The sequence below is a fragment of the Janthinobacterium sp. 1L-D-8-B-C4 genome, from assembly GCF_057291295.1.
The window spans coordinates 1-26,366 of the sequence record NZ_JBXAVX010000013.1; the positions used below are offsets into that span (position 1 = coordinate 1).

Below are 26,366 nucleotides of genomic sequence, written 5' to 3' on the forward strand. Positions count from 1 at the left end.
GTGCTGCCGTTCGACTTGCATGTGTAAGGCATGCCGCCAGCGTTCAATCTGAGCCAGGATCAAACTCTTCAGTTTAATCTCTGTTACTTTGCCCTTTTACAGGCATGGTCGAACCTTTTAATCGGTTCAAACCCCTCGCATTGCGAGGTGTTTGCTCACTCAAAAAACTGACAGGCTACTTCTTGCGAAGTATCCTATTTCATTATTTCTTGTGAACATTTGATATTTTAAGTTTTACGTCAATCCGAAAATCAACGCTGCACTTCATCAAATGCCCACACTTATCGACTGTTAATTGTTAAAGAACGGTATTCGGTGCCACTTTCGCGCTATCGACAAAGCGTTGTGTTTGTCAGCTGCGAAGAAGGAAGAGTATGAAGCATTTCGCTAAATCCGTCAACACCTTCTTTTCTGCTACATCGCCGTTTCCGGTGATCCTCAACTGCCGCATTTGACTGCGTCTCATTGGGGAGGCGAACTATAGCAAAGCCTGCCGATGTCTGCAACATCTATTTTCCTGGATCAACAATACCTGCTTACTGCCCACCCGGCATCCTGCTCACTTCAAGCGCCCTTTTGTGCAGCCTGTCGCAAGCGGCTGGTGCGGACGTCTTCCTTCAGGCACAGTGGCAACATCAGATTTTGACGCGCATCAGCATCAGTTACACTTGCCCACCGCGTCGATTAATTCCTTGCCAAGAAAGCGTCCCATGTTTCCGATTTCCAGCCTGCCCCAATTGCTGAAAACCCTGCTCGCCTGGCTGCAAAAGGCATTCGACGCCACCACCACCTGGGTCACCCAATTATCCTGGTGGAAGTTTTTCCTGTTCGCCGCCCTGGCCCTGATCGCCGGCTCGATCCTGCAAGATGAACTGTTTTCGTCGAATCCCGACGAGGAAGTGGTGATCAAGTCGCACAAGCGCGCCAGCAAGAATACGGGCGAGACGAATATCCTGATCGACGACACGGGCATCCATTTCAATCCACGCAGCAGCAAGAGCCGGCGCAGCACGGACAGCGCCGATGCCACGCCGGCGGACGCCAGCCCGAAGGACGCAACCCCGGACAGCAGCGACGCCACGCCCGAAGAGCCGGCACAAGCTGTTCCGCCGGTACCACCCGCTCCACCGGCGGCGCCAGCCAAGCCCAGCTATCCCGTGACCACCAATGCCTCCGGCGAAGAAGTACATATCGAGCTGCCGCCGCAGATCGGCGAGGAATTGTCGAACGCCATCGAGGAAGCAGTCGACGACGCGGCCGAACAAAAGGTGTCGCGCTATCACCAGCAAGCCTCGACCTGGTTCAAGAGTTTTGTATCCTTGCTGGTACTGGCGCTGTTTGCGATGAAAGCCCTGGTAGGCGGCAAGAAGCGCGCCGAAGCGGAAACAGTGACCGCCAATGAGGCGGCCGAACGCGCTTCCATGCAGCGCCAGCTCAGCGAAGCAAAGATGCAAATGATGCAGGCGCAGGTGGAACCACACTTCCTGTTCAATACGCTCGCTTCGGTCGAGCACCTGATCCAGGTCGATCCGCCGCGCGCGGCCAAGATGCAGCGCAGCCTGATCCAGTACCTGCGCGCCGTGCTGCCGCAAATGCGCGACAACGCCCTGATTACCAACCTCGGCCGTGAAGCGGACATGGTGCAAGCCTATTTGAACCTGCTGAAAATGCGCATGGAAGAGCGGCTGACGGTCGACTTCCAGATTCCCGACGGCCTGCGCAGCGCGGCGTTTCCGCCGATGATGCTGCAGTCGATGGTGGAAAACGCCATCAAGCACGGCCTGGAAGTGAAACCGGAAGGCGGCACCTTGCGCATCGTGGCGGAAGTCGCGCACAGCAAACTGCGCGTAATCGTCACCGATGACGGCCTGGGCTTTGGCGCCGTACCCAGCGATGGCACCGGGCTTGGCTTGCCGACCATCCGCGAACGGCTGAAACTACTGCATGGCGACCAGGGCAGCCTGACGATCACGCCAAATCAGCCGAGCGGCGTGTGCGCGGTGATCGAGGTGCCGTATCAGCTGTCGAAATAAGAACACTCTGTAGTTGATAAAAACGCTAATTCATTGAATAATCAATCTTCGCCAGTTCACACTTGATGACCATGCCTACCGCTATTATTGCCGACGACGAAAGATTGATGCGCGACCAGCTGCGCTTGCGACTGGGCCAGGCCTGGCCCGAACTGGAAATCATCGGCGAAGCCAAGAATGGCGACGAAGCGATCGAACTGGTAGACCAGCTGAAGCCGGACTTTACTTTTCTCGATATCCGCATGCCGGGCAAGACTGGCATGGAAGCGGCGCAAGTGATCGGCAACAAGAGCCGTATCGTGTTCGTCACCGCCTATGACAGCCACGCCGTCGAAGCGTTCGAGCGCGGCGCCGTCGATTATGTCCTGAAGCCGCCCGAGCACGAACGCCTGTTGATCACGGTCGAGCGCCTGAAGACGCACCTGAGCAAACCGGCGCTGGACGTCAACAGCAGCGTGACGGCCATGCTGTCGCAACTGGCCGAGAAAATCACGGCCAAGCCGACCTACCTGCAATGGATACAGGCCAGCATCGGCCAGGACTTGCGGATGATCCCCGTCGAGGAAATACTGTTTTTCCGTTCGGACGAGAAATATACCTGCGTGCAAACGGCCAAGTATGAAGCACTGATCCGCAAACCCGTGCGCGACCTGGCCGAAGAGCTCGATCCATCGCTGTTCTGGCAGATCCACCGCGCCACCCTAGTCAATGTCAACGCCATCGAAGGCGTAACGCGCGATATTCGCGGCCGCCATCTGGTACTGATCAAAGGCAAGACCGACAAGCTGGAAGTGAGCCGCAGCTTCTTGCATCTGTTCAAGCAAATGTAACTACGCGTGCCGGGTCCGGCCTGCCTGGCCTGCGCAGCCCGGCCCGGCCCGGCCCGGCGCTACTATGCGCCAGATCAAGTCTTCCGGCGTCAATCAGCCTACGCTGCATGAAGTCTTTCCCGCTCTTCCCCAGCCGCCTTTCGTCGATACCTTCGCAAGGAGCGCCCCATGCCCGGCCGTTTAAAAACAGGATGGTGGCGCATGCTGCCGCTGCGCCTGGCGGCGACGGTCAGCTCTCGTCTGCGGCGGCCTTTCAAGGCCAGGCACCTGCAACCGCCAACTGCGCCAGCGAGCGAAGCCATGCTGGCCATCGACAGCGCGCAAGTGATCGTGCATGCGAACGCCGCTGCCGCTGCCCTGTTCGGCAGCACGCCGGACGCCATGCGCGGCATGCCGCTGGGCCATTTCATCTTGCGCGACTTGCGCAGCCTGGACATTGAGATGCCTTTCCTTGATATCGGCCAGCAACTGCGCCTGACAGGCAGGCGCGCCACCGATGCGGCCCTGATGGGCCGGCGTCTGGACGGCGCCATGTTTCAGGTGGAAGGATCGCTGGCGGCGCATACCGACCACGATGGCGCCACCGATACCGTGCTGATACGCGACATCAGTGCGCGCAAACAAGTTCATGCGCAACTGGCCCGCTCGTTTTCACAGTTGCGTGAACTGTCGAACGCACTGCAAACCATACGCGAAGAAGAGCGCAAGCATATCGCTCGCGAGTTGCACGACGACCTGGGCCAGTTGCTGGCGACCCTGCGCCTCGACCTGACGCTGGTACGCCAGCATGCCGGCATCACTACGCCTTTGCCGGGTCTGCTGCACGAGATGGATGGCTTGCTGGTCACGGCCATAGGCTCGCTGCGCCGCATCGCCAGCAACCTGCGTCCGCGCTCGCTCGATGAAGGAGGTTTGTACTTTGCGCTGCAAAAATTGCGCCATGATTTTTTACTGCGCCACGCCGTGCACTTCGAACTGCTGGCCGACGAAGGCGAGCTGGTGCTCGACGACGAGCACAGCACGGCCATCTACCGCATCGTGCAGGAAGCGCTGACCAATATCGCACGCCATGCGCAAGCCAGCCATATCACGATTGCCCTGCACCGCATCGATTCCATGATGTCCATCACGATACAGGATGACGGCAAGGGCATTACCGACCGCGACCTGGAAAAGACCATGTCATTGGGACTGGTGGGCATGCGTGAACGGGTATGGGGCTTGAACGGCAGCATACAGATAGGGGCCGACAGCGAACTGGGCGGCACCCGCATCGACATCATGCTGCCCATGCATGCCGACAACAAAGTCCCATATTGAAAAAGGCGCTCCACGGAGCGCCTTGCGTCACACCACGATGCCGGTGCTGCTTAGAACTTGTGGGTCATGCCCAGCTGGACCATCGACTTGTCGCTGAACTGGTCGCGGCCGGCGTAGCCGTACACGGCGGTACGTTTCGACAGCGGGTAGTCGTAGCCCAGGCCGAAGGCCTTGGCGGTTTCCTTGCCGCTGACCAGGCTGCTGTCCTGCTTCTGCTTCACATAGCTGGCCTTGATTGCGCCGCCGCCGATGTCATATGCCAGGCCGATCAGGAAGCTCTTGAATTCGCCGTTGACAGCAACGTCGGTGTCGGCCTTCGAGTAGTCGAAAGTGATCTTGGCAGGACCGAATTTGTAGCCGCCGCCCACCACCCACAAGGTTGGCTCGGCAGCGGCGTTGGCCACAGCCTGCACTTTTTTCTGGTAGCCGGCGTGTGCGCTGGCTGGGCCCATGTCATAGGTGGCGACCAGGCTGTAACCCGAATCAGCGTCCTTGATTTCGCTGGCGACGACCTGCCCGCTGATGACGAAACCGCTGAAAGTCGGGCTGTTGTAAGTAACGGCATTGCTGACGCGCGAAGCACCCACCACCGAGCCGCCGGCGGCAGGGCCGTTTGGCGACTGGCCGCCGCGCATCACTGGCTCATTGATCTTGCCGATTACGCCATAGGTGTTGAATGGGTCGACGCGGGCCAGGGTGCCATCGAGCAAATCCTTGGTGCGGCCCAGGTACACGGTACCGAAGTTGCCGGTCAGGCCGACCCATGCCTGGCGGTCAAACAGGGTGTTGGCCGTGGCTTGCGCGCCGGTGTCGGCCTTGAATTCGCTCTCCAGATTGAAAATGGCTTTCAGGCCGTTGCCCAGCTCTTCCGTGCCCTTGAAGCCGATGCGCGAAGCCTGGTTTTCACGTTCCACGATCGACGAGCCGCTGGTCTTGGCCAGGCCCAGATCGACCACGCCGTAGACAACGACGTTCGATTGCGCCTGCGCCGTAGCGGCGGCGAAAGAGGCGATGATCAATGCTGCCAGAGTAATTTTTTTCACTTGAGATTCTCTACATTAGGTTGGACAAGATTTGTTGCTGCTCAGCTGCTGAACCGAATCATGCCAAGCAAATGCTTCAACAATATGACATCGACAATCTGTTGTTTTTTGGCACAATTTTCCTCAAGACGAAAAAAAACCGCCCGCAGGCGGTACGGTGGCGTGTTGCCGCCTACTTCAGGCGGCAGCTCAGCAGCCAGTAGTATTCAAGGCGTTTCATGCGAATCTCGCGCGCCGAATGGGCAAACTTCTTGCGCAGGTGGCTGTCCGATGGGAAGTTTTTCAGTACTTCATAGCGCTCGCCCGCGTCCGTCGTGCGGAACTGGTGGGTGTTGCCCTGCAGGTCGGTACGGGCAATGACGGTGCTGCTGCCGTCAACATAGGAATTGTCGATCAGCACCAGCAAAATATCCTTGCCCAGCTTGCTGCGCAACTGCTTCAGGTATTTGTCCTGGTCTTCGCGCTTGACGTGCGACCACCAGAAACCAGCAAACACGGCGGTAAATTTGTCGGCCAGATCGTCCGGCAGATTGAACGCGTCGAGCTTGGCGAAGCTCACGTTGTCGGGCAAGCCACGCGCCTGGGACAGCGCCAGCATTTCATCGTTGATGTCGGTCGCCAGCACCGACTCGGCCGTTTCGGCAACCACTTCGGTCCAGTAGCCGGTGCCGCAAGCCAGTTCCAGCACGGTGTGGCCTTCGAGCACGTCGGCGACCTTGTCGCGCAACACTTCCAGGTCTTCCTGGCGTTCGGGCTTGTCATAGACGCGCTCGTACTGCTGCGCGATGGTGGCGTAATATTGGGCAAGCTGATCGGTAATCATGTGTTTCTTCTCTTATAGTGTCTGGGCCGGACACCTCGCCCGGCCGGGTGCTGCATGGTCATAGTTCGTAGTGCTCTTTATCGCCGCTCATCGCCTGTTCGATCAATTTACGGTTCAGGGTCGGGGTCAGCAACTCGATAAAAGTGTAAATATAGCTGCGCAGATAGGCGCCCTGCTTGACCGCCACGCGCGACACATTCATGCCGAACAGGTGACCAACCGGGATAGCGCGCAAACCTTTGTCGCGCTCGGCGTCGAAGGCCATGCCCGCTATGATACCAATGCCCATGCCCAATTCGACATAAGTCTTGATCACGTCGGCGTCGATGGCTTCGAGCAGGATGTCCGGTTTCAGGCCGCGCAGCACGAAAGCATGGTCGATCTTGTTGCGTCCGGCAAATGCGCTGTCATAAGTAATCAAGGGGAAAGCGGCGATCTCTTCCAGCGTGACCGACTTCGATTTGAGCAGCGGATGGTCGGCCGGCACCACCACCACATGTTCCCACTGATAGCAAGGCAAGGTGATCAGGCCGTCGATGGCAGCGATCGATTCGGTGGCAATTGCCAGGTCGGCCTGGTCTCGCTGCACCATCTCGGCGATCTGGCGGGGGTTTCCTTGCAATAAAGATAACCTGACTTTCGGGAACTTGATCATGAAGGCCTGTACCACCTTGGGCAAGGTGTAGCGAGCCTGGGTATGCGTGGTGGCAATCGTGAAACTGCCGCTGTCCTGCGCCGCGTATTCCTTGCCGATGCGCTTCATGCTGTCGATTTCCTGCATCACCAGCTCGACCGACTCAAGCACCAGGCGGCCCGGCTCCGTCAGTCCGCGGATGCGCTTGCCGTGGCGCGTGAAGATATCGACGCCCAGCTCTTCTTCCAGCTCGATGATGGCTTTCGACACGCCCGGTTGCGAAGTGAACAAGGCCTTGGCCGCGTCCGTCAGATTATAGTTCTGCCGGACCGCTTCGCGCACGAAGCGCAGTTGATGGAGATTCATTGCTGGTTTTGCCTTAAGATGTGCCGCGCCTCCGCCCTACCGATGATTTTACATTCATGCTTATACACATATCGCATATAAGCAAATGCATACTTAGTAGTTTGGAATAAACACTAAGTTTATTACTATTGCGGGTACTTTGGGGGTGCAAGCATGACTTTGTCTTATATAGTCTCAGGATTTGCCGTAGGTTTGCTGGTCGGCATGACCGGGGTCGGTGGCGGCTCGCTGATGACTCCGCTGTTAACCTTGCTGTTTGGCGTCTCGCCCTCGGTGGCGGTCGGCACCGACCTGGCGTTTGCCTCGATTACCAAGAGCGCCGGCACCCTGACGCACCGCCTGCGCGGCACCGTGCGCTGGGATATCGTCAAGCGCCTGTGCATCGGTGCCCTGCCCGCCGCCGTGGTGGCGACCCTGGCCTTGAAGTCCTTTGGCACCCTGTCGCCGGAAATCGGCCAGATCATCCGCTACTCGATTGCCGGCTCGGTGCTGCTGACGGTGGTGGCGCTGATCTTCAAGGGCCGCATGCTGAACTGGATCAATGCCCATCCTGAAAAACAACTGCAAGGCAACAAGCTTGCCGCGGCGACCATTATTTCCGGCGCCGTGCTGGGCGTGCTGGTGACCGTCTCGTCGATCGGCGCCGGCGCCATCGGCGCGACCTTGCTGGTGATGTTGTATCCACGCATGAGCTCGGCCGAAGTGGCCGGCACCGATATCGCTTATGCCGTACCCTTGACGGCAATTGCCGCGCTGGGGCATTGGTGGCTCGGTTCCATCCACTGGGAACTGCTGATCTCGCTGCTGATCGGCTCCCTGCCTGGCATCACCCTTGGTTCCTGGGTAGCGCGCTCGGTTCCGGAAAAGTTTTTGCGCGTGCTGCTGGCCATGACCTTGACCACCGTGGCAGTGAAGCTAATCTACTAATTAAAATACAATCCCAGGCAATCTTCCAGTACCCCGGCTTATTTAGGACTCGATATGTACCATTACGATCAGTACGACCACCTTATCGTCAAAGAACGCATCGCGCAGTACCGCGATCAGGTTGCGCGCCGCATTGCCAATGAATTGACGGAAGAAGAATTCATTCCGCTGCGCCTGCAAAATGGCCTGTACATGCAGCGCCACGCCTACATGCTGCGCATCGCCGTGCCGTACGGCCTGCTGTCGTCGAAGCAGATGCGCATGTTTGCCCATATAGCGCGCAAGTACGACCGCGGCTATGGCCACTTCACCACGCGCCAGAACATCCAGTTCAACTGGGTCGAACTGGAACAGACGCCCGATATCCTGACCGACCTGGCGTCGGTGGAAATGCACGCGATCCAGACATCCGGTAACTGTATCCGAAATACAACGTCGGACCCGTACGCCGGCGTCGCAGCCGATGAAATCATCGATCCGCGCCCGTACGCGGAAGTGTTGCGCCAGTGGAGCACTTTCCACCCCGAGTTCATTGCCCTGCCGCGCAAATTCAAGGTTGCCATCAATGGCGCCCTTCAGGACCGCGCCGCGATTGCCGTGCATGACATTGGCCTGACGGCCGTGCGCAACGAAGCGGGCGAAGTGGGCTTCAAGGTGATGGCCGGCGGCGGCATGGGCCGCACGCCGATCCTGGGCAGCGTGGTGCGCGAATTCCTGCCATGGCAGCACCTGCTGACCTACACGCAGGCCATCATGCGCGTGTACAACCTGCACGGGCGCCGTGACAACAAATACAAGGCGCGCATCAAGATTTTGCTGAAAGCCATCGGCGTGGAAGAATTCACGCGCCAGGTGGAAGCAGAATGGGTCGACCTGAAGGATGGTCCGGAAACCTTGACGGTCGAGGAAATGCAGCGCGTGGCGGACTTTTTCAAGCCGCCCGCCTACCTCGAACTGGCGGATGTCGATTACGCCGGCGAGCACGTCGACAACAAGGCCTACGCCAACTGGCTGCAGCGCAATGTGAAGCCGCACCAGCGCCCAGGTTACGTGGCGGTGGTGCTGTCGCTGAAGAAAACCGGCGTGCCGCCGGGCGACGCGACGGCCGAGCAGATCGACTTCGTCGCGGATCTTGCCGACCGCTACAGCTTTGGCGAACTGCGCGTCACGCACGAGCAGAACCTGGTGCTGGCCGACGTCGAGCAGTCGAAACTGTTCAAACTGTGGCAGGAAGCCAAGGCGCATGGCTTGGCCACGCCGAATATCGGCCTGCTGACCGACATGATCTGCTGCCCGGGCGGCGACTTCTGCTCGCTGGCCAACGCCAAGTCGCTGCCGATCGCCGCCGCGATTGCCGAGCGTTTCGACAATATCGACTTCCAGCACGATATCGGCGAAATCGAACTCAATATTTCCGGCTGCATCAACGCCTGCGGCCACCATCACGTGGGCAGCATCGGCGTGCTCGGCGTCGACAAGGATGGCAGCGAATGGTATCAAGTGTCGATCGGCGGCGCGCAGGGCAACCATGCGGCCATCGGCAAGATCATCGGACCATCGTTCTCCGCCCTGCAAATGCCGGAAGTGATCGCCCGCCTGCTGCACGTGTATGTGCGCGAACGCCATGAAGGCGAGCGCTTTGTCGACACGGCACAGCGCCTGGGCTTGCCGCCGTTCAAGGAACATGTGTATGCAACGCCGATCACCGTCGGCAACCTGGTCGGAGAAGACGAATATGTTTGAAGTACGCGAAGAAATCATCAAGAATGCGGCCGTGGTGACCAATGACTGGGGCCTGCTGCGCCTGGACGAGGGCGACACGCCGGAAACGGTAGTCGTTCCTGAAGGCAAGGTCATCGTGCCGCTGCTGGTGTGGCAAGCACAGCGCGAAGCACTCACCGCGCGCCTGCCCGAGATCGGCGTCTGGCTGGCCGGCGACGAGCGTCCGGAAGAGCTGGCCGACGTCATCGAACAGTTGCAAGTGATCGCCATCGATTTTCCGAAATTTACCGATGGCCGTGGCTATTCGATCGCTTTCAACCTGCGCGCCCGCCTCGGTTACAAAGGCGAACTGCGCGCGATTGGCGACGTGCTGCGCGATCAGCTGTTCTCGATGCACCGGGTCGGTTTCGATGCCTATGCGACGCGCCCGGACCGCAGCATCCATGACGCGCTGAAAGGTTTGTCGGTGTTTTCCGAAACCTATCAGGCCTCGTGGGACCAGAAGTCGCCGCTGTTCCGCCGCCACCACCGCGAAGGCCAGAACCCCGACCTCGACAACGCGGCCGGCATCTGAGGGCAACGACATGAGCGACCTTTCCAATTTAGTCACCGCCACCGAGCAAACGCTGGCACGCATCGCGGCCGATTTTTCGCCGGCCGTGTTCGCGTCCAGCCTGGCAGCCGAAGACATGGTGCTGACCGACATGATCCTCAAAGCGAAGCTGCCGATCGGCATCTTTTCGCTGGAAACGGGCCGGCTGCACCAGGAAACCCTGGCCGTGCTGGGCAAGGTCAAGGACCGTTACGCGCATGACATCACCCTGTACCGTCCACAGCCCGAAGCCGTGGCGCAGTATGTGGAACAGAACGGCCTGAACGCCTTCTACAACAGCGTCGAGATGCGCCGCGAATGCTGCCGCATCCGCAAGGTCGAACCTTTGGGCCGCGCCCTGGCCGGCAACAAGGCGTGGGTCACGGGACAGCGTCGCGCCCAATCGACCACGCGCGCCGAACTGCATGTGCAGGAAGACGATGCGGCGCACGCCATGACGAAATTCAATCCGCTGGCCGACTGGTCGGAAGACGATGTATGGGCGTATATCCGCGCCAACGACGTGCCCTACAATGCGCTGCACGACCAGGGTTATCCGTCGATCGGCTGCGAACCGTGCACCCGCGCAGTACAGCCCGGCGAAGGTGTGCGGGCCGGCCGCTGGTGGTGGGAAAACCCCGATTCCAAGGAGTGCGGCCTGCATATGGTGGACGGCAAGTTGATCCGCATTAAATCCGTGGCAGCGTGAATATCCAAGACAGAACAAGAAAGCATCCAATATGAGCAATATTTTGAACCAGCGTCACCTCGACAGCCTTGAGTCGGAAGCCATCCACATCATGCGCGAAGTGGCGGCCGAATCGGCCAATCCTGCGCTGCTGTTTTCGGGCGGCAAGGATTCCGTCGTCCTGCTGCGCCTGGCGGAAAAAGCTTTCCGCCCTGGCAAATTCCCGTTTCCCCTGGTGCATATCGACACCGGCCACAACTTCCCGGAAGTCATTACCTTCCGCGACAAGAAAGTGGCCGAACTGGGCGAGCGCCTGATCGTCGGCTCGGTGGAGGATTCCATCAAGCGCGGCACGGTGCGCCTGCGCAACCCGGCCACCGACTCGCGCAACGCGGCGCAAGCCGTGACCCTGCTGGAAACCATTGCCGAACACAAGTTTGACGCCTGCATCGGCGGCGCCCGCCGCGATGAAGAAAAAGCCCGCGCCAAGGAACGCATCTTCTCGTTCCGCGACGAATTCGGCGCCTGGGACCCGAAAGCCCAGCGTCCGGAACTGTGGGACCTGTATAACACCCGCGTGCACCCCGGTGAAAACATGCGCGTGTTCCCGATCTCGAACTGGACCGAACTGGACGTGTGGCAATATATCGCCCGCGAAAAACTGGAACTGCCGCCGATCTACTTTGCGCACGAACGCCAGGTGATCCCGCGCAATGGCCTCTTGGTACCGCTGACCGACCTGACGCCGCCGCGCGAAGGCGAAACGGTGGAAACGCAAGTGGTGCGCTTCCGTACTGTCGGCGATATCTCGTGCACCTGCCCGGTCTCGTCCGATGCGGCCACGGTCGACGCCATCATCGCCGAAACGGCAATCACGCAAATCACGGAGCGCGGCGCCACCCGCATGGACGACCAGACCTCCGAAGCCTCGATGGAAAAACGCAAGAAAGCAGGGTATTTCTAATGAACGCAGCAGTCTTGAACACCATTAACAACGACAGCGTCGAGCGCGGCATGCTGCGCTTTATCACGGCCGGTTCCGTCGATGACGGCAAGAGCACCCTGATCGGCCGCCTGCTGTTCGACAGCAAGGGCATCTTCGCCGACCAGCTCGACGCGATGTCGCGCTCCAAGCACAAGCGCACCGTTGGCGACACGGTCGACCTGTCGCTGCTGACGGACGGCCTGGAAGCCGAGCGCGAGCAAGGCATCACGATCGACGTGGCCTACCGCTATTTCGCCACGCCGAAACGCAAGTTCATCATCGCCGACACGCCGGGCCACGAGCAGTACACGCGCAATATGGTCACTGGCGCCTCGACCGCCGACGCCGTCATCATTCTGATCGACGTGTCGAAAGTCAAACTCGGCGACGATGGCAGCGTGGAACTGCTGATTCAGACCAAGCGCCATTCGACGATTGCCCACCTGCTGCAGATCGAACATGTGGTGGTGGCCGTCAACAAGATGGACCTGGTCGATTACGACGAAACCGTCTACAACCGCATCGTTGCCGCCTACCGCGAGTTCGCCCAGTCGCTGGGCCTGAAGGACATCACGCCGATTCCATTGTCGGCTTTGAGCGGCGACAACGTCGTCGAGCGCGGCGACAAGCTGGGCTGGTACAGCGGCCCGACCCTGATCGAGCTGCTCGAGTCCCTGTCGGTCTACGACGAATCGCACGACGCGCCGTTCCGCTTCCCGGTGCAGCTGGTAGCACGCCACAACGGCCACGAAGCGAACGACTTCCGCGGCTACATGGGCCGCATCGAGGCGGGCAAGGTCAGCGTCGGCGATACGCTGGTGGTGCAGCCTTCGGGCCAGAGCGCCACCGTCAAGGATATCGTTACCCTCGACGGCTCGCTGCCGTCGGCGGTGGTCGGCCAGTCGGTCACCCTGCTGCTCAATGAATACCTCGATATTTCGCGCGGCGACCTGCTGGCGAGCAGCGACCGTCCTGCCGCCTTGCTCAAGCAGGTAACGGCGGACGTGTGCTGGCTGTCCGAGGACGCGCTGGACCTGCGCCGCAAGTACTGGATCAAGCATGGCACGAAACAGACCGCCGCCAAGGTCACTGCGGTCGATTCCATCCTCGACATCAATACCCAGCAGCGCCACCCGGCCGAGGGCCTGAAGCTGAACGATATCGCCCGCATCAGCCTGAACGTGCAGCAGGCGCTGGCGGCCGACGCGTATCTTGACATTCGCGCCACCGGCGCCTTTATCCTGATCGATGAAGTGACCCACCAGACCGTTGCAGCGGGAATGATCCGCATCAACTAAAGGAAGGCAAGCATGAACCACTCCACATCTCTGCCAGGCAAGGTCTACTTGATCGGTGCCGGTCCCGGCGCGCAAGACCTGATGACCTTGCGCGGCGCGCGCCTGCTGGCGCAAGCCGACGTGGTGCTGCACGATGCACTGGTCACGGCGGAGATGCTGGAACTGTGCCCGCAGGCGAAAAAAATCCTGGTCGGCAAACGCTGCGGCCAGTTGTCGACGGCGCAGGCCTTCATCAACAAGCAATTGGTCGACCATGCGCAGAAATATGCGGTGGTGGTGCGACTGAAAGGTGGCGACCCGATGCTGTTCGGCCGCGCCGACGAAGAATTGCGCGCGCTGGAAGAAGCTGGCATCGCAGTCGAAGTGGTGCCCGGCATTACCACCGCGCTGGCCGCCGCCGCCACCACCCGGCAACCACTCACCAAGCGCGGCGTATCGCGCAGCGTGGCTTTTTTTACGTCCAGCACGGCGCCCGGGGAATCCGGGCAGACGGCGGTGCCGGACTGCGACACCCTGGTGCAATACATGGGCGGGCGCGAAGCGATCGCCACCGCCGGGCGCCTGCTGGCGCAAGGACGCAGTGTCGACACGCCGGTGGTGGTGATTGAAAACTGCAGCCGGCCCGAGCAGCGCATCGCGCGCCTGAATCTGGCGCAACTGGCGCAGGGCCTGGGCGACAAGCAGGGCCCCGTGCTGGTGATGCTGGGCGAGGCGATGGCCATGCGCGTCAGCCAGGCACAGGACACGCCAGCCTTTACCGACTTTAAAGTCAGTAACTATTGATCTGAGGTAAAACATGGTAGGATGCTCACGCCGCAATACCGCGTCATCCCCGCACTCTCTACCCTGTCATCACTCATGAATTTTTCTTCCCTGCGCGCAGCGCTGCAGACACTCAGCAGCAGCAACGGCGGCCTGTTCGCCACGATTTTGCTGGTCACCGTGGGCCAGATCGGCCTGTGGCTGGTGTTTCCCGCCATTGACAATGAAAACCATCTGCTCGAATGCCTGCAGGCGCTGTGTCTGGCGCTCGCTTGCGCGGTACACGGGCAAAAAGCGTGGATTGAGCCGGACCGCGATTCGCTGCGTTTCCTGATCCATGCCGGCCTGTCGGCGCTGATGTTCGGCTTTTTGCTGCGCGAGCTGGAAATTCGAGAGATGGGCGAGTCGTATGCCTGGAACGTGCTGGAAAAAACCCTGCGCGTGCTGGAACTGCTGGTGCTGCTGCGCCTGCTGGTATTTTTCGTGCCGCGCGCGCGCGCCGTGTTTGCGAACGTGCGCGCCATCTTCGGCATGCGCGTGACCATCATCACCCTGATCGGCGGCCTGTTCATGGTGGCCGGCTGGCCATTCGACAAGAAGGTGATCCATGCGCTGCCGGAGATGTACTCGGAGCTGCTGGAAGAAGTGTTCGAGCTGGACGGCTATCTGCTGCTGTTCCTGGCGGCCATGGCCGATACCAGTGCGGCTGCCCGCATCAAGCTGCGTCTGCCAAAGGCGCGCTGAGGTTCAACTCAAAGCGCGACGGCTGCGGCAGCAACAGCTGCAGCACCGCCGCCACCCGCGCCAGGCGCGGGTCATCGTCTTGCGCCTCGTCGCAGGTATCGTTAATGCAGAAAAACGGCAAGCTGCCGAATTGCGCGCGCAGCTGCGCCAGCAGTACGGGTGCATCCGCGTCGCCGCTGGCGATATGCAGCGGGTCGAGCACTTCGCTGCGCGCCAGGCCCTGCGTTACCATCCAGCGCGGCACCAGGTCGGGCAGCAGCGCCGGCGCGCGCCAGGAGCGGAACACGGTAGCGCGCACCTGCGCGAACAGTTCGGGGGCCTGCCGTTCCAGCGCCTGCATGGCGCTTTTCAGCATCGGGCGCGGCGCGTGCGCAAACAGGCGCGGCTCGTGGCGATAGTCGGGATTTCGCGCGCTCAGCCAGTCGCGCGACAGCACCGCGCAATTGACGGGTGCCGCCACATCGGCACGCAAGTGGGCTGGCAACTCGACCAGCGCCGCCTCCGTGCACACGCGCAGGCAGTCGCCAAACCAGTAGCCGGCGTCGAATCGCTGGCCCAGGAAGACATCGTCATTGAAATACAGGAAGCGCTCGGCCAGGCCAGGAATATGGTGCAGATACGATTCGATATGGGCCGAGTCGAATACCGGCAACGCGGTTGCCGGCATCAACTGGCGGTGGTCGATCACGCTCAGGCCGGCGCAGGCGCCCAGCCAGGCTGGCACCTGGCGGTCGGTCACCAGGTAAACATGTCCATGACCGGGAAAAAAGCGCTCGAGCGCGCGCAGGTTGTAGCGCAGCTCGCCGTTGTCGCGGTAACGCCCCGCCACATTGCCATGCAGGGCCAGCTGCCCAGGATGTTTTTGCGCCCACTGCGCATAGGCCGCGCGGTGGCGCGCGCGCCAGGCCGGGTCCTGCCCATCCACCCACAAGTAGACGATATCGACCGGCCCGGTCACGCCTGGCCGGGCGCGGCCACGCAATAGTCGGCAATCGCCGCCAGCACGCTGGCGTTTTCACCGACCGCTTCGACCACCTTCAGGCGCAGTTGCGGATGCGCCTGGCGCAATTCATCCACCAGCAGCGGCAGGTCGCGCAGCACATGGCCGCCCTGGCCCAGGAATACCGGCACCACGGTGGCGTCAAGTACCCCGCCGTCGGGCAGCGCCGCCAGCAAGCTGGCGATCAGTTCGGGCAAGCGCGGCGTCATCAGCTCAAGAAACGCCAGCTGCACCGAAACCTCGGGCATGCGCGCTTGCGTGATATCGCGCAGGCGCTCGAATGGTGCGGCCCAGGAAGCGGCGCGCGCGCCATGGGCGAACAGGATCAGCGCCTGCTGCGCAGGTAGATTCGTCATCAGTGTCGCTCCACCCACCACAGCATCCCCAGCGCCGCAAGCAGATACAGCACGCTGGGCGCCACCGCAGTGAGGAAGGCCGGCAAGTTGCCGAGCAGGCCCACATGCGAGAACAAGGTATTGACCAGCATGAAGCTCACGCCAATCATGATGCCGATGAAAATTTTCAGGCTGACGCCGCCACTGCGCGTATGCATGTAGGCGAACGGCAGCGCCAGTGCCATCAGCACGAAAATGGCCAGCGGATCGATCAGCTTTTTCCAGAAGGCGATGCGGAAGCGCTCGGTTTCCTGCTTGTTCTCGGCCAGGTGGCGCGTGTAGACGGCCAGTTCGCTGGCTGACATGCGCTCCGGGTCCGAGGCCGACACCGTCAGGATCTTCGGCGTCACTTCCGACACCATGTCCTTGGTGGTGCTTTTCACGGTGCGTACCAGGCTTGTTTCCTGGCCATAGTAATTCTGCAGCTTCGGCTCGTAACCGGGCTTGGTGGCGGCGCTGTTTGAAAACGAGGTCTCCGTCACGTCACTGAGGCGCCATACATTGTTGCCCTGGTAAACCGCGCTGGCGGCCACCGTCATGGTGCGCAGGCGCATGGTGGTGTCGAATTCGTACAGCTTGACGTTTTTCAGCTGGCCGTCAGGGCGCGCTTCGCCCACATTGAAAAAACGCGAGCCGGTGACGCTGCCCGTCAAACCTTCGCTCTTGATCATGTCCTTGGTCCACAGCCCGGAGCGGAACTCGCTCGACACCGAGGTGCCGCGCGAGGTCAGTTTCAAGCGCTCGGCCAGCGGCTCGGTATAGGGCGTGACGAATTCGCCGAACAAAAAGGTAATCACCACGAACACCACGCCGATGCGCAGCAAAAAGCCGGCCGCCATGGCGGTCGACATGCTCGAGGCGCGCATGATGGTAAATTCCGAGCTGGCCGCAAACTGCGCCATCGTGTAGATGGTGCCGATCAGCGCGGCGATCGGCATGACTTCATACACGTGGCCCGGCACCAGCACCAGTACATAGAAAAAAGCGTACTGGATGGTATAGCCATTGCGGCCGACCTTGGGCAGTTCGCCCGTCAGGTCGATGAACGCCTGCAGCGCCAGAAAGGCGAGCAGCACGAAGAACACCGCCTGGAATATCGAGACCGCAAAATAGCGCTGTAAGATCTTCATTTCGTGTCCGCTTTACTCTGTTTGCCGGCGCAGCGCGCGCGCTTGAAGGACGCCAGCAAAACCAGCGGATGATAGCGGTGATTCACATTCAGGCGCCAGGCGAACAGCGCCACCACGGCCAGCAGCGCCAGCAGGTGCAGCGGCCACCAGGCCATGCCAAAGCTCAGGCGGCCCTGCTTGACGCTCGCTTCAATGACCTTGGTCAGGTTGCTGTAGCTGAAAAAGATCAGCAGCGCCACGATCAGGTTGGCCGAACTGCCGGCGCGCGGATTGACGAAGCCCAACGGTATGGCCAGCAGGATCAGCAGCAGCGCGATCAGCGGCGCGCTGACCCGCCACATCAGTTCAGCCATGGTGAACTGGTTGTTGGCAGCGATCAGCGCCATGGTGCTCATGGCGCGCACGCCCAGGTCGGCGCCCAGTTCCTGCTGGCGGCTTTCGATGCGCATGATGTACTGCTCGAATTCCATGGTCTGGAAATCAGCCTGGGTCGGGATGCCCTGGTAGCGCCGCCCTTCCTTGAGCACCAGGAAGCGGCTGCCGGCGGCGTCGGTATTGATCACGCCTTCCTTGGCCACCACCACCACCGCGCTGCCCTTGGCGTCGACGGTGTTGACGAATACGTTCTGCACCACGTTTTTCTCGCCGCTGACGCCTTCGACAAAGAAGATGCGGTTGCTGCCGGCCGATTCGCGGAACTGGCCGGGCGTGACTTTCTGCAGGTCTTCGCGCTTTTCAAAGCGCGCCACATAGGCGTCGCTTTTCTGCTGCGCCCACGGCGTGGCGTACAGACTCAGGGCGGCAATCGCCAGCACCAGCGGCAGGCCAAAGCTGAGCACCGGCGCGATCCAGCGCGACAGGCTCAGGCCCGAGGCGAACCACACCACCATTTCGGATTCCTTGTAGCTGCGCGTGACGACCATCAGCACCGAGATGAAACCGGTCAGTATCAGGATGGTGGGCAGCTGCATCAGCGAGGAAAACAGCATCAGCGACATCACGTCGGCCGACGCGACCTTGCCGCCGGCGGCCTTGCCAAGGATACCGATAAGCATCCAGGTCAGCAGGATACTGAATAAAACAGTGAAGGTGGCCCCGGCGGCACTAGCCAATTCACGTCGAAGGGCACGTTGAAAGATCATTCGGAGTTTATAATTCGGGTCAGTTAGTTGAGTAACACGTTACTAGTAAATGAAAACGGAGAACCAAATGGACTTTAGCATAAAAGCATTCGATACCAAGAGCACCCTCGGCTCGGCCAAAAGCGGATGCATCGCGGTTGCGGTATTCGAAAACAAAAAACTGTCGCCAGCGGCACAAGCGCTGGACAGCAAGGGTGCCATTTCGGCTGCGCTGAAGTCCGGCGACATTACCGGCAAGCCTGGCAGCACCCTGCTGCTGCGCGCCGTGGACGGCGTCACCGCCGAGCGCGTGCTGCTGGTCGGCATGGGCAGCGACGATGCCATCAGCGAAAAAAGCTTTGCCACCGGCGTGCAAGCTGCCTTGAAGGCCTTCGGCACATTGGGCGCGGCGGACGCCATTATCGCATTACCGCTGGGTGATGTGAAAGAGCGCGATGTAAATTGGGCGATCCGCTGCGTGGTGCAGGCGGCGCATGACAGCCAATACCGCTGCGACTCGCAAAAAAGCAAGAAAGACCCGGCGCCGAGCGGCGTGCGCAAGGTCGTGCTGTCGGCGCCTGCCACGGCGGCCACGCGCGGCGCTCTGGCGCAAGCGGTGGCGATTGCCAACGGCTCGAACTTCACCCGCAACCTGGGCGACCTGCCGGCCAATATCGCCAACCCGACCTACCTGGCCAACACCGCCAAGCAGCTGGCCAAGGATTACAAGTTTGAAGTGGAAGTACTGGACCGCAAACAGCTCGAAGCGCTGAAAATGGGCAGCTTCCTGTCGGTCACCAACGGCAGCGAACAGCCGCCGAAATTCATCGTCCTGAAACACATGGGCGGCAAGGCCAAGGACGCACCGGTGGTACTGGTCGGCAAGGGCATCACCTTCGACACCGGCGGCATTTCGCTCAAGGCCGGTCCCGGCATGGATGAAATGAAGTACGACATGTGCGGCGCCGCCTCGGTGCTGGGCACCTTCCGCGCCATCGGCGAGATGAACCTGAAGCTGAACGTGATCGGCGTGATCGCCGCCTGCGAAAACATGCCATCGGGCCGCGCCACCAAGCCGGGCGACATCGTCACCTCGATGAACGGCCTGACGATCGAAGTTCTCAACACCGACGCCGAAGGCCGCCTGGTGCTGTGCGATGCACTGACCTACGCCGAGCGCTTCAAGCCGGCCGTGGTGGTCGATATCGCCACCCTGACGGGCGCCTGCGTGATCGCGCTGGGCCACCACAACACGGGCCTGTTCACGCGTTCGGACGCCGCCCACGACCAGCTGGCCAACGAGCTGCTGACCGCCGGCAAGCAAGCCTCCGACACCGCATGGCGCATGCCGATCGAAGAAGCGTACAACGAGCAGCTGAAATCGAACTTCGCTGACCTGGGCAATATCGGCTCGCCTGGCGGCGGCGCCGTCACCGCTGCCGCGTTCCTGGAAAACTTCACCAGGAAGTACACCTGGGCCCACCTCGATATCGCCGGCACGGCCTGGAAATCGGGCGCGGCAAAAGGCGCGACCGGCCGTCCGGTGCCACTGCTCAGCACTTTCCTGCTGAACCGCGTCCAATAAACGCTGCATGAAAATCAAAAGCCGCCACGGTCAATCGACCCTGGCGGCTTTTTTCATGCCTGTCGCGTTTGTTTAATACACGACGGGATCTGGGATCGGCGAAGGCGCAGGCTTGGGTGCAGGTGCGGCAGCCGGCTGCGCGGCGGGCGGCGTGGCCATCACCGGTGCAGCCACGGCTGCCGGTGCTGGCCGCGCAATACGCGCCGGGTCCTGCATGATGACGGTCAGGGTCGACGGATAGTCATAGGCGGCGCCGGTGTCGCGGTCGACGAAATAGCCCACGCCGAGGGTAAAGATGACGTTGCTCCAGGCGCTGCCGCCATTGACGCTGGCGTCAAATTGATTGTCCATCACCACGGCCGGCGAGCCGCTCTTCTTGCAGTCGACCTTGAGCGGCTCGCGGCTCTTGCGGATCATGATGCGCCCCGGCGTGGTGACGAACCACTTGCCCATGTCGTTGCTGAGAATGCAGCCGGCGCCCGCCAGCTGGCGGTTGTCGAAGATGGTTTGCACCAGCACCATCTGCTCGGTCGAACCGGTCATGGTGGCGCAGCCGGCCAGGCCGGAGAGCAGCATCATGGCAGCGAGAGAGCGGCGCATGGCGAATCCTGTTAACGCAAGGGAATCGGCAAGTTGGCGGGCACCGGCACGGCGGTCACGCTGTTTTTCGGACTGCCGTCGATCAGGCGGTCGGAATACACCAGGTAGATCAGCGCATTGCGCTTGGGATCGACCATGCGCACCACGCGCACATGCTTGAAGAAGATCGAGGCGCGCTCGCTGAACACTTCTTCCTGGCGCGGCAGCTTGCCGTTGAATTGCAGCGCGCCCACCTGGCGGCAAGCCACCGAGGCGTCGGCCTTGTCTTCGGCCAGGCCGACGGCGCCCTTGATGCCGCCCGTCTTGGCGCGCGACAAATAGCAGGAAACGCCGGTCACGCGCGGATCGTCATAGGCTTCGACGACGATCTTGTGATCGGGGCCGATCAACTTGAAAACGGTGTCGACCGAGCCGACGGTTTCAGCCTGCGCCGAAGCGCAGGCCAGGCCCAGCAGCGTGGCCGAGGCCAGCAATCTGTACATGAAGGTTTCCTGGGCACGCGCTGGCGCGGCCATCAGTGATCAGAGATCAATTAATCGGAGCAAAACGCTGCACCATGACGCCCTCGACCTCGATCAGCTGAAAGAACACGTCTTTCGGCCGGGTCCAGATCGAGCCGTCGGCGGCGCGGTAGACGATCATCGGGGTCAGGTCCGATTCCAGCGTGGCTTCGCACACCAGTTCATAGATCCCGCCCTTGTAGTGCCGGTAACGCATCGCCGTCTCCTCAGGCCGTCGAATCTTCGCTCTTGTCGCCGGCCAGCACTTTCTGCTTCTGTTTCAGGCCCTGGATGACTTTCAGGATGCCTTCCATGCCGGCGGCGCCGTCGGCGCTGCTGAAAGCGTCGAGCACCTCATTGAGCACCTTGTTGCGCACGGCCGCCTCGTCGGACGACATTTCCAGTGCACGCTGCGCTTTCGCGGCCTTTTCGGCTGCGCTCACGCGTGGCTTGGGCGTCGTCTTGCCATGAGTCAAGGCAGCCTGCCAGATCACCCAGCGCCGCTGGGTTTCGAAAATCAGATATTCGTCCGGTTTGTCTTCTCGTCGCCGAACAATGTGGCCGTCACGCTGCGCCCACGCTTCAAATGCAGTTCGCATTTTCTTCCTTTGCAAATGCTACGCGCAAGTCTCACTATTAAAACTGCAACATTTCCAGATGGTACCATTTCTTAATGAAAAAAAACAATGTCACCGAAACGTGCTGCAGTTATAGAGCAAGACCGGCGGCGCCGGAAACGGAACTTGCGATCCGCTACAGGCGCAATGGTCTGTAATTCAGAATCACACACGGTGAATTCCGATTATTTCATCTCACGGTTGCCACAGCCTGCATGACAAGGCTGTCACAATAAGCCATTTTAGTAGTGTTCAGCGCGTTTTAGCGAGAAACTTTACACCTTTATCGTGTTTGGCTGCCCTTAAATAACATCAACACAATCAAATTTGGCAAATCAACCATGTGGCTTGATCAATCATACACAAAAACCGAATATGCATGCGCCACGATTGGCTAAAACTATAGTCTTTTTTGAACCTTATCTTCCCACAGGGCAAATAAACCACACCCGCCAGCTGGCCACCGTGGCACACCGGATGACGGCATGCGGTAAGATGCGCCGCTATCGCCCTCTTAAGGAACTTCTGCCATGAAATTAGCCACCTGGAACGTCAACTCGCTGAAAGTGCGCCTGCCACAAGTGCTGCAGTGGCTGGCCGACAATCCGGTCGACATCTTGTGTTTGCAAGAAACCAAGCTGACGGATGACAAATTCCCTGCCGCCGAGATCGCGGCGGCCGGCTACCAGGTGGTGTTCAGCGGCCAGAAAACCTATAACGGCGTGGCCATCCTGTCGAAGCTGCCGATCGAGGATGTGGTGAAAAACAATCCCCGCTATGAAGACCCGCAGCAGCGCATCCTGGCCGCCACCATCGGTGGCGTGCGCGTGGTGTGCGCCTATGTGCCGAACGGCCAGAGCGTCGATTCGGACAAATATGAATACAAGCTGGGCTGGCTTGCCGCCCTGCATGACTGGCTGGCCGAAGAAGCGGCGCTGCATCCGCAACTGGCGGTGGTGGGCGACTACAATATCGCGCCGGACGACCGCGACGTGCATGACCCGGTGGCCTGGGCCGGCCAGGTGCTGGTATCAAGCAAGGAGCGCGATGCCCTGCAGCGCCTGTTCGACCTCGGCCTGGTCGATTCCTTCCGCCTGTTCGAGCAGGCCGACAAGTCGTTCAGCTGGTGGGATTACCGCCAGCTGGGCTTCCGCCTGAACAAGGGCCTGCGCATCGACCATATCCTGCTGTCGCCCGCGCTGGCAGGGCGCTGCAGCGCCTGCGTGATCGACCGCGTGCCCCGCAAGTGGGAACAGCCGTCCGATCATGCGCCGGTGGTGGCCACCATCGACTAGTCTGCCCGCCGCGCCAGCAACATCTGCGCATTCGCGGCCGGCATCGGCGCCGAAAACAGATAGCCCTGGGCGTAGCGGCAGCCCTTGCCTTGCAGCAGGGCGAACTGCTGCTCCGTCTCCACCCCTTCGGCCACGGTCGACAATTGCAGGCTGTCGGCCAGCGCAATGATGGCCGAGACGATGGCGCGGTCTTCCGCGCTGGTCTCCAGATCCTTGATGAAGGCGCGGTCGATCTTGATCTTCTTGACCGGAAAGCGCTTCAGGTAGGCCAGGCTGGAATAGCCGGTGCCAAAGTCGTCGATCGACAGGCGCAGTCCCATGGCGTTGATCTGGCGCAGGATCTCCAGGGTCTGCTCGCCCTGCTGCATCAGCGCTGTCTCGGTGATTTCAAACTCCAGCAAACCGGGCGCGATGCCGCTTTCCTCGACGATGGCGCCAATCGACGCCACCAGGCCGGCATGCATGAACTGGCGCGGCGACAGATTGACCGCCAGCGGCACCGGCTGCAAGCCCTGGCGCAGCCAGGCCACGCTCTGCTCGCAGGCCTTGCGCATGACCCAGGCGCCGACCGGCACGATCATGCCGTTTTCTTCCAGGATCGGGATGAAGCGGTCCGGCATCACCAGGCCATGGCCTGGCCGGCGCCAGCGCAGCAGCACTTCCATGCCGTGCAGGGTGCGCGTGGCGATATCGATCACCGGCTGGTAATACAGCTCGAACTGGTCCTGCGCCAGCGCCGTGCGCAAGCTGCTTTCCAGGTCGAAGTGGATCGCCGCCGCCTGGTTCATCTTCTGCGTGAAGAACTGGTAGTTGTTGCGGCCATTGGCTTTGGCGTGATACATGGCCGCGTCGGCATGGCGCATCAGCGCGTCGACATCGGCGCCGTCTTCCGGATACAGGCAGATGCCGATCGACGGCGTGATGTGCAGCACATGGCCTTCGAGCGGAAACGCCGGCGTCAGCGACTCGATGATCTTGGCGGCCACCGTGGCCGCTTCTTCGGCGCCGCGGATGCCCGGCACCAGCACCACGAATTCATCGCCGCCCAGGCGCGCCACCGTGTCGCTGGCGCGCACCGACCGGCACAGCCGCGCCGCCACTTCCTTGAGCAGGATGTCGCCCGTCATGTGGCCCAGTGAATCGTTGATGTTCTTGAAGCGGTCCAGGTCGATGAACATCACGGCCAGCTTGCGGCTGGAGCGCTGCGAGGCCAGCATGGCGCGCTCGAGGCGGTCGGCCAGCAGCGCACGGTTCGGCAGGCCGGTCAGGCTGTCGTGGTAAGCCATGTGGTGCACGCGCGCCTCGGCCTGGCGCCGCTCGGCGATCTCGCCTTGCAGCAGGGCGTTGGCGCCAGCCAGTTCGGCCGTGCGTTCCTGCACCCGCAGTTCCAGCTCGTCGCGCGCGCGCAGCACCGCTTCGGCCGCTTCGCGGCGCGCCGTCACGTCGTCGACCAGCCACACCGAACGGCCATGCGCATGCGCCAGGTCGAACGGCCGTCCGGACAGGCGCGCCCAGAAGCGGCTGCCGTCCTTGCGCACCAGCTGGTACTCCGACATGTGCACGCGGCCGGCCTCGAAGTCGCGCGCCGTCTCGCGCCGCGCTGCCTTCCACGACGCCAGGTCCGGATACAGCGCCTGCACCGACAGGCCGTTGACCTGGCCGGGACCATAGCCGAACAGCTCTTCCATCTTGCTGTTGGCATGCAGGTTGTAGCCGTTCTCGATCACTGAAATGCCCAGCACGGCGCTGTCGAGGATGGCCTGGTTTTCCAGCAGCGCATTGCGCAGGGATTCTTCGGCGCGCTTCGCTTCCGTGCGGTCTTCGATGATCCAGATGGTGCCGGCGGCCGCATCATCGGGATTGACGACATAGGCGATCAGCTGGCCCCACAAGGTGCTGCCGTCCTTGCGCTGCATTTCCACTTCGGTCTGGAACGGCTTGCCCACCGACAGGAAGGGGAAGGCGGCCGCGCCCAGCCTGTCATAGGCGTCCTGCGACAGGTACAGCGCGCGCCCCGGCAAGCCCAGCGCCTCGTCGCCCCGGTAGCCGAACATTTCGGCAAAGCCCAGGTTGTAGCGCGTGACCACGCGGTTCTTGGTAAACAGGATGCTGACCGAGGCATTGGTCATGATGGCCGCCACCTCCATCTGCGTCTGGCGGCTGGCGCTGACGTCTTCCAGGATCCAGATCGTGCCCTGCTCGCTGCGCTCCTGGTCGACCGCCTTGGCGCGGATGCGGCCCCAGAACAGGCTGCCGTCGCGGCGCCGGAACTGCGTCTCTTCCTGCTCGTACGGCAGGCCCTGGCCCAGCAACGGTGCGGCCAGCGCGCCAAATTCGGCGTAGGCTTCGGGCGACGGAAACAGGCTGGCGGCGGGCATGCCCGTCATCTCCTGCTGTGCATAGCCGAACATCTCGGCAAAGCGCGGATTGCAGCGCAGGACGTGGCGCGAACGCGAAAACAGGATGCCGACCGAGGCGTTGTCGAGGATGGCCTGCTGTTCCACCATGGCGCGGCGCAGCTGGTCTTCATCGCGCCGGTGGTCACTGATGTCCTCGACGATCCACACCGTGCCGTCCTGCGTATTGAGCGGATCGACGGCGCGCCCGTGCAGCCGGCTCCAGAACACGCTGCCATCGAGACGGCGCAGTTCCAGTTCCGTGCTGAACGAGCGGCCGATCGACAGCAGCGGGCTGGCCTCGCGGCCCAGCGCTTCATAGGCTTCCTGCGAGCGGTACAGCGCCGCGCCGGCCATGCCGGTCAGCTGGTGGCGCGCATAGCCAAGCATTTCGGCGGCGCGGATATTGCACTCCTCGATCACCCCGTCGCGTGAAAACAGGATGCCGACGGCGGCGCTTTCCAGGATCGCCTGCTGCTCCAGCAGCGACTTGCGCAGCGCCTGGCCGTCGCGCTGCTGCACGCTGATGTCGGCAAATACCAGGGTCGCGCCAGCCAGTGCGGCGCCGTCGGCCGGCAGCAAAGGCCTGGCCCAGACCTGTACCGCGATATGCGCATCGACGCCCTGCAGGCAGCTGTCCCAGTGGCGCTCGCGCCCGGCGGGTCCCAGCGCGGCGCGCAGCATGCTGGTGCTCGACGCGCGATATGCGTCGCTGAAACAGTCGGCCAGCAGCCGCCCCGACACATCCATGCCCAGCATGTGCGCCAGCGCGTCATTGGCGGCCACCACCATGCCGCAGGCGTCGCAGGCGCAGGCGGGCAAGGCAATCAGCTGCAAGGCGCCGGCAATGAAATCGGGGCTGGTCGGAACGCGGTTCATGGACACCACAAGGTTAAAGGAAAGGCAAAAGTGTGCATTCAAGCAACAAGATGCTGACAGATCATAAACCAGTTTCAGCGG

General features: G+C 61.4%; 25 protein-coding genes and 1 rRNA gene. 13 read left to right on the forward strand and 13 right to left on the reverse strand.

Features of this window, described 5'->3' with window-relative positions:
• A 16S ribosomal RNA gene (locus tag AC0Z42_RS20605) occupies positions 1-75 on the reverse strand; the annotation flags it as partial.
• A gap of 635 nt (positions 76-710) precedes the next feature.
• Here AC0Z42_RS20605 and AC0Z42_RS20610 point away from each other — a divergent pair.
• The 3 genes from AC0Z42_RS20610 (at position 711) to AC0Z42_RS20620 (ending at position 4,183) form a co-directional block, all read left to right on the forward strand.
• The gene (locus AC0Z42_RS20610) at positions 711-2,033 is read left to right on the forward strand and encodes a sensor histidine kinase (RefSeq protein ID WP_485470056.1); all 1,323 of its coding nucleotides are present in this window, start codon (positions 711-713) and stop codon (positions 2,031-2,033) included.
• A 71-nt stretch (positions 2,034-2,104) separates the two neighbouring features.
• Entirely contained in the window at positions 2,105-2,863 is a 759-nt protein-coding gene (locus AC0Z42_RS20615) for a LytR/AlgR family response regulator transcription factor (RefSeq protein WP_065306774.1), read from the forward strand.
• A gap of 168 nt (positions 2,864-3,031) precedes the next feature.
• The gene (locus AC0Z42_RS20620) at positions 3,032-4,183 is read left to right on the forward strand and encodes a PAS domain-containing sensor histidine kinase (RefSeq protein ID WP_485470057.1); all 1,152 of its coding nucleotides are present in this window, start codon (positions 3,032-3,034) and stop codon (positions 4,181-4,183) included.
• A 50-nt stretch (positions 4,184-4,233) separates the two neighbouring features.
• Here the strand turns inward: AC0Z42_RS20620 and AC0Z42_RS20625 are convergent, their stop codons facing one another.
• The 3 genes from AC0Z42_RS20625 to AC0Z42_RS20635 form a co-directional block, all read right to left on the reverse strand.
• Positions 4,234-5,226: a porin gene (locus AC0Z42_RS20625; RefSeq protein WP_485470058.1), complete on the reverse strand. Its 993-nt coding sequence runs from the start codon at positions 5,224-5,226 to the stop codon at positions 4,234-4,236.
• A gap of 172 nt (positions 5,227-5,398) precedes the next feature.
• Positions 5,399-6,049, reverse strand: coding sequence for a class I SAM-dependent methyltransferase (locus AC0Z42_RS20630; protein ID WP_485470059.1), 651 nt, complete (start codon positions 6,047-6,049; stop codon positions 5,399-5,401).
• A gap of 58 nt (positions 6,050-6,107) precedes the next feature.
• Entirely contained in the window at positions 6,108-7,049 is a 942-nt protein-coding gene (locus AC0Z42_RS20635) for a CysB family HTH-type transcriptional regulator (protein ID WP_485470060.1), read from the reverse strand.
• 153 nt (positions 7,050-7,202) lie between these two features.
• On the opposite strand from AC0Z42_RS20635, the gene AC0Z42_RS20640 reads away from it, so the two are divergent.
• The 8 genes from AC0Z42_RS20640 to AC0Z42_RS20675 all read left to right on the forward strand — a co-directional run bounded on the left by AC0Z42_RS20640 (position 7,203) and on the right by AC0Z42_RS20675 (position 14,767).
• Entirely contained in the window at positions 7,203-7,976 is a 774-nt protein-coding gene (locus tag AC0Z42_RS20640; RefSeq protein ID WP_485470061.1) for a sulfite exporter TauE/SafE family protein, read from the forward strand.
• A gap of 54 nt (positions 7,977-8,030) precedes the next feature.
• Positions 8,031-9,719, forward strand: a complete 1,689-nt coding sequence (locus tag AC0Z42_RS20645; protein ID WP_485470062.1) for a nitrite/sulfite reductase — start codon at positions 8,031-8,033, stop codon at positions 9,717-9,719.
• Positions 9,712-10,272: a DUF934 domain-containing protein gene (locus AC0Z42_RS20650; protein ID WP_485470063.1), complete on the forward strand. Its 561-nt coding sequence runs from the start codon at positions 9,712-9,714 to the stop codon at positions 10,270-10,272. The genes AC0Z42_RS20645 and AC0Z42_RS20650 overlap by 8 nt, the downstream gene beginning before the upstream one ends.
• 10 nt (positions 10,273-10,282) lie before the next feature.
• On the forward strand, positions 10,283-10,999 hold the full coding sequence (locus AC0Z42_RS20655) for a phosphoadenylyl-sulfate reductase (RefSeq protein WP_485470064.1): 717 nt from the start codon (positions 10,283-10,285) through the stop codon (positions 10,997-10,999).
• Between the two features lie 31 nt (positions 11,000-11,030).
• Entirely contained in the window at positions 11,031-11,942 is a 912-nt protein-coding gene (gene cysD / locus AC0Z42_RS20660) for a sulfate adenylyltransferase subunit CysD (RefSeq protein ID WP_485470065.1), read from the forward strand.
• Positions 11,942-13,261: a sulfate adenylyltransferase subunit 1 gene (locus AC0Z42_RS20665; RefSeq protein ID WP_485470066.1), complete on the forward strand. Its 1,320-nt coding sequence runs from the start codon at positions 11,942-11,944 to the stop codon at positions 13,259-13,261. Before cysD ends, AC0Z42_RS20665 begins: the two co-directional genes overlap by 1 nt.
• A gap of 12 nt (positions 13,262-13,273) precedes the next feature.
• Entirely contained in the window at positions 13,274-14,044 is a 771-nt protein-coding gene (gene cobA, locus AC0Z42_RS20670; protein ID WP_485470067.1) for a uroporphyrinogen-III C-methyltransferase, read from the forward strand.
• A 75-nt stretch (positions 14,045-14,119) separates the two neighbouring features.
• On the forward strand, positions 14,120-14,767 hold the full coding sequence (locus AC0Z42_RS20675) for a hypothetical protein (protein ID WP_485470068.1): 648 nt from the start codon (positions 14,120-14,122) through the stop codon (positions 14,765-14,767).
• On the opposite strand, the gene AC0Z42_RS20680 is transcribed toward AC0Z42_RS20675, so the two are convergent.
• The 4 genes from AC0Z42_RS20680 to lptF are packed head-to-tail and all read right to left on the reverse strand — an operon-like array spanning position 14,739 to position 18,434.
• The gene (locus AC0Z42_RS20680; protein ID WP_485470069.1) at positions 14,739-15,749 is read right to left on the reverse strand and encodes a Stealth CR1 domain-containing protein; all 1,011 of its coding nucleotides are present in this window, start codon (positions 15,747-15,749) and stop codon (positions 14,739-14,741) included. The two genes, AC0Z42_RS20675 and AC0Z42_RS20680, sit on opposite strands and share 29 nt — an antisense overlap.
• Positions 15,722-16,123: a sirohydrochlorin chelatase gene (locus tag AC0Z42_RS20685; protein WP_485470070.1), complete on the reverse strand. Its 402-nt coding sequence runs from the start codon at positions 16,121-16,123 to the stop codon at positions 15,722-15,724. The genes AC0Z42_RS20680 and AC0Z42_RS20685 overlap by 28 nt, the downstream gene beginning before the upstream one ends.
• Positions 16,123-17,292, reverse strand: coding sequence for an LPS export ABC transporter permease LptG (gene lptG, locus AC0Z42_RS20690; RefSeq protein ID WP_485470071.1), 1,170 nt, complete (start codon positions 17,290-17,292; stop codon positions 16,123-16,125). The genes AC0Z42_RS20685 and lptG overlap by 1 nt, the downstream gene beginning before the upstream one ends.
• Complete coding sequence (gene lptF, locus AC0Z42_RS20695) at positions 17,289-18,434, reverse strand: LPS export ABC transporter permease LptF (protein ID WP_485470072.1); 1,146 nt, start codon at positions 18,432-18,434, stop codon at positions 17,289-17,291. Before lptF ends, lptG begins: the two co-directional genes overlap by 4 nt.
• 67 nt (positions 18,435-18,501) lie before the next feature.
• Here lptF and AC0Z42_RS20700 point away from each other — a divergent pair, with 67 nt between their 5' ends.
• The gene (locus AC0Z42_RS20700) at positions 18,502-19,998 is read left to right on the forward strand and encodes a leucyl aminopeptidase (RefSeq protein WP_485470073.1); all 1,497 of its coding nucleotides are present in this window, start codon (positions 18,502-18,504) and stop codon (positions 19,996-19,998) included.
• Between the two features lie 72 nt (positions 19,999-20,070).
• On the opposite strand, the gene AC0Z42_RS20705 is transcribed toward AC0Z42_RS20700, so the two are convergent.
• Genes AC0Z42_RS20705 through AC0Z42_RS20720 form a run of 4 tightly spaced genes read right to left on the reverse strand, consistent with a single transcriptional unit; the run spans position 20,071 to position 21,697 of the window.
• The gene (locus tag AC0Z42_RS20705) at positions 20,071-20,598 is read right to left on the reverse strand and encodes a hypothetical protein (RefSeq protein WP_485470074.1); all 528 of its coding nucleotides are present in this window, start codon (positions 20,596-20,598) and stop codon (positions 20,071-20,073) included.
• Between the two features lie 11 nt (positions 20,599-20,609).
• On the reverse strand, positions 20,610-21,080 hold the full coding sequence (locus tag AC0Z42_RS20710; RefSeq protein WP_485470075.1) for a CreA family protein: 471 nt from the start codon (positions 21,078-21,080) through the stop codon (positions 20,610-20,612).
• 46 nt (positions 21,081-21,126) lie between these two features.
• A complete protein-coding gene (locus tag AC0Z42_RS20715; protein WP_065306721.1) occupies positions 21,127-21,315 on the reverse strand; it encodes a DUF1653 domain-containing protein in 189 nt (62 codons plus the stop codon).
• Positions 21,316-21,325: 10 nt separating this feature from the next.
• Complete coding sequence (locus AC0Z42_RS20720; RefSeq protein WP_308922468.1) at positions 21,326-21,697, reverse strand: phiTE_015 family protein; 372 nt, start codon at positions 21,695-21,697, stop codon at positions 21,326-21,328.
• Between the two features lie 548 nt (positions 21,698-22,245).
• Between AC0Z42_RS20720 and xth the strand changes: the two genes are divergently transcribed.
• Entirely contained in the window at positions 22,246-23,010 is a 765-nt protein-coding gene (gene xth / locus AC0Z42_RS20725; RefSeq protein WP_485470076.1) for an exodeoxyribonuclease III, read from the forward strand.
• Here the strand turns inward: xth and AC0Z42_RS20730 are convergent.
• Positions 23,007-26,285, reverse strand: a complete 3,279-nt coding sequence (locus AC0Z42_RS20730) for a bifunctional diguanylate cyclase/phosphodiesterase (protein WP_485470077.1) — start codon at positions 26,283-26,285, stop codon at positions 23,007-23,009. The two genes, xth and AC0Z42_RS20730, sit on opposite strands and share 4 nt — an antisense overlap.
• Positions 26,286-26,366: the final 81 nt, after the last annotated feature.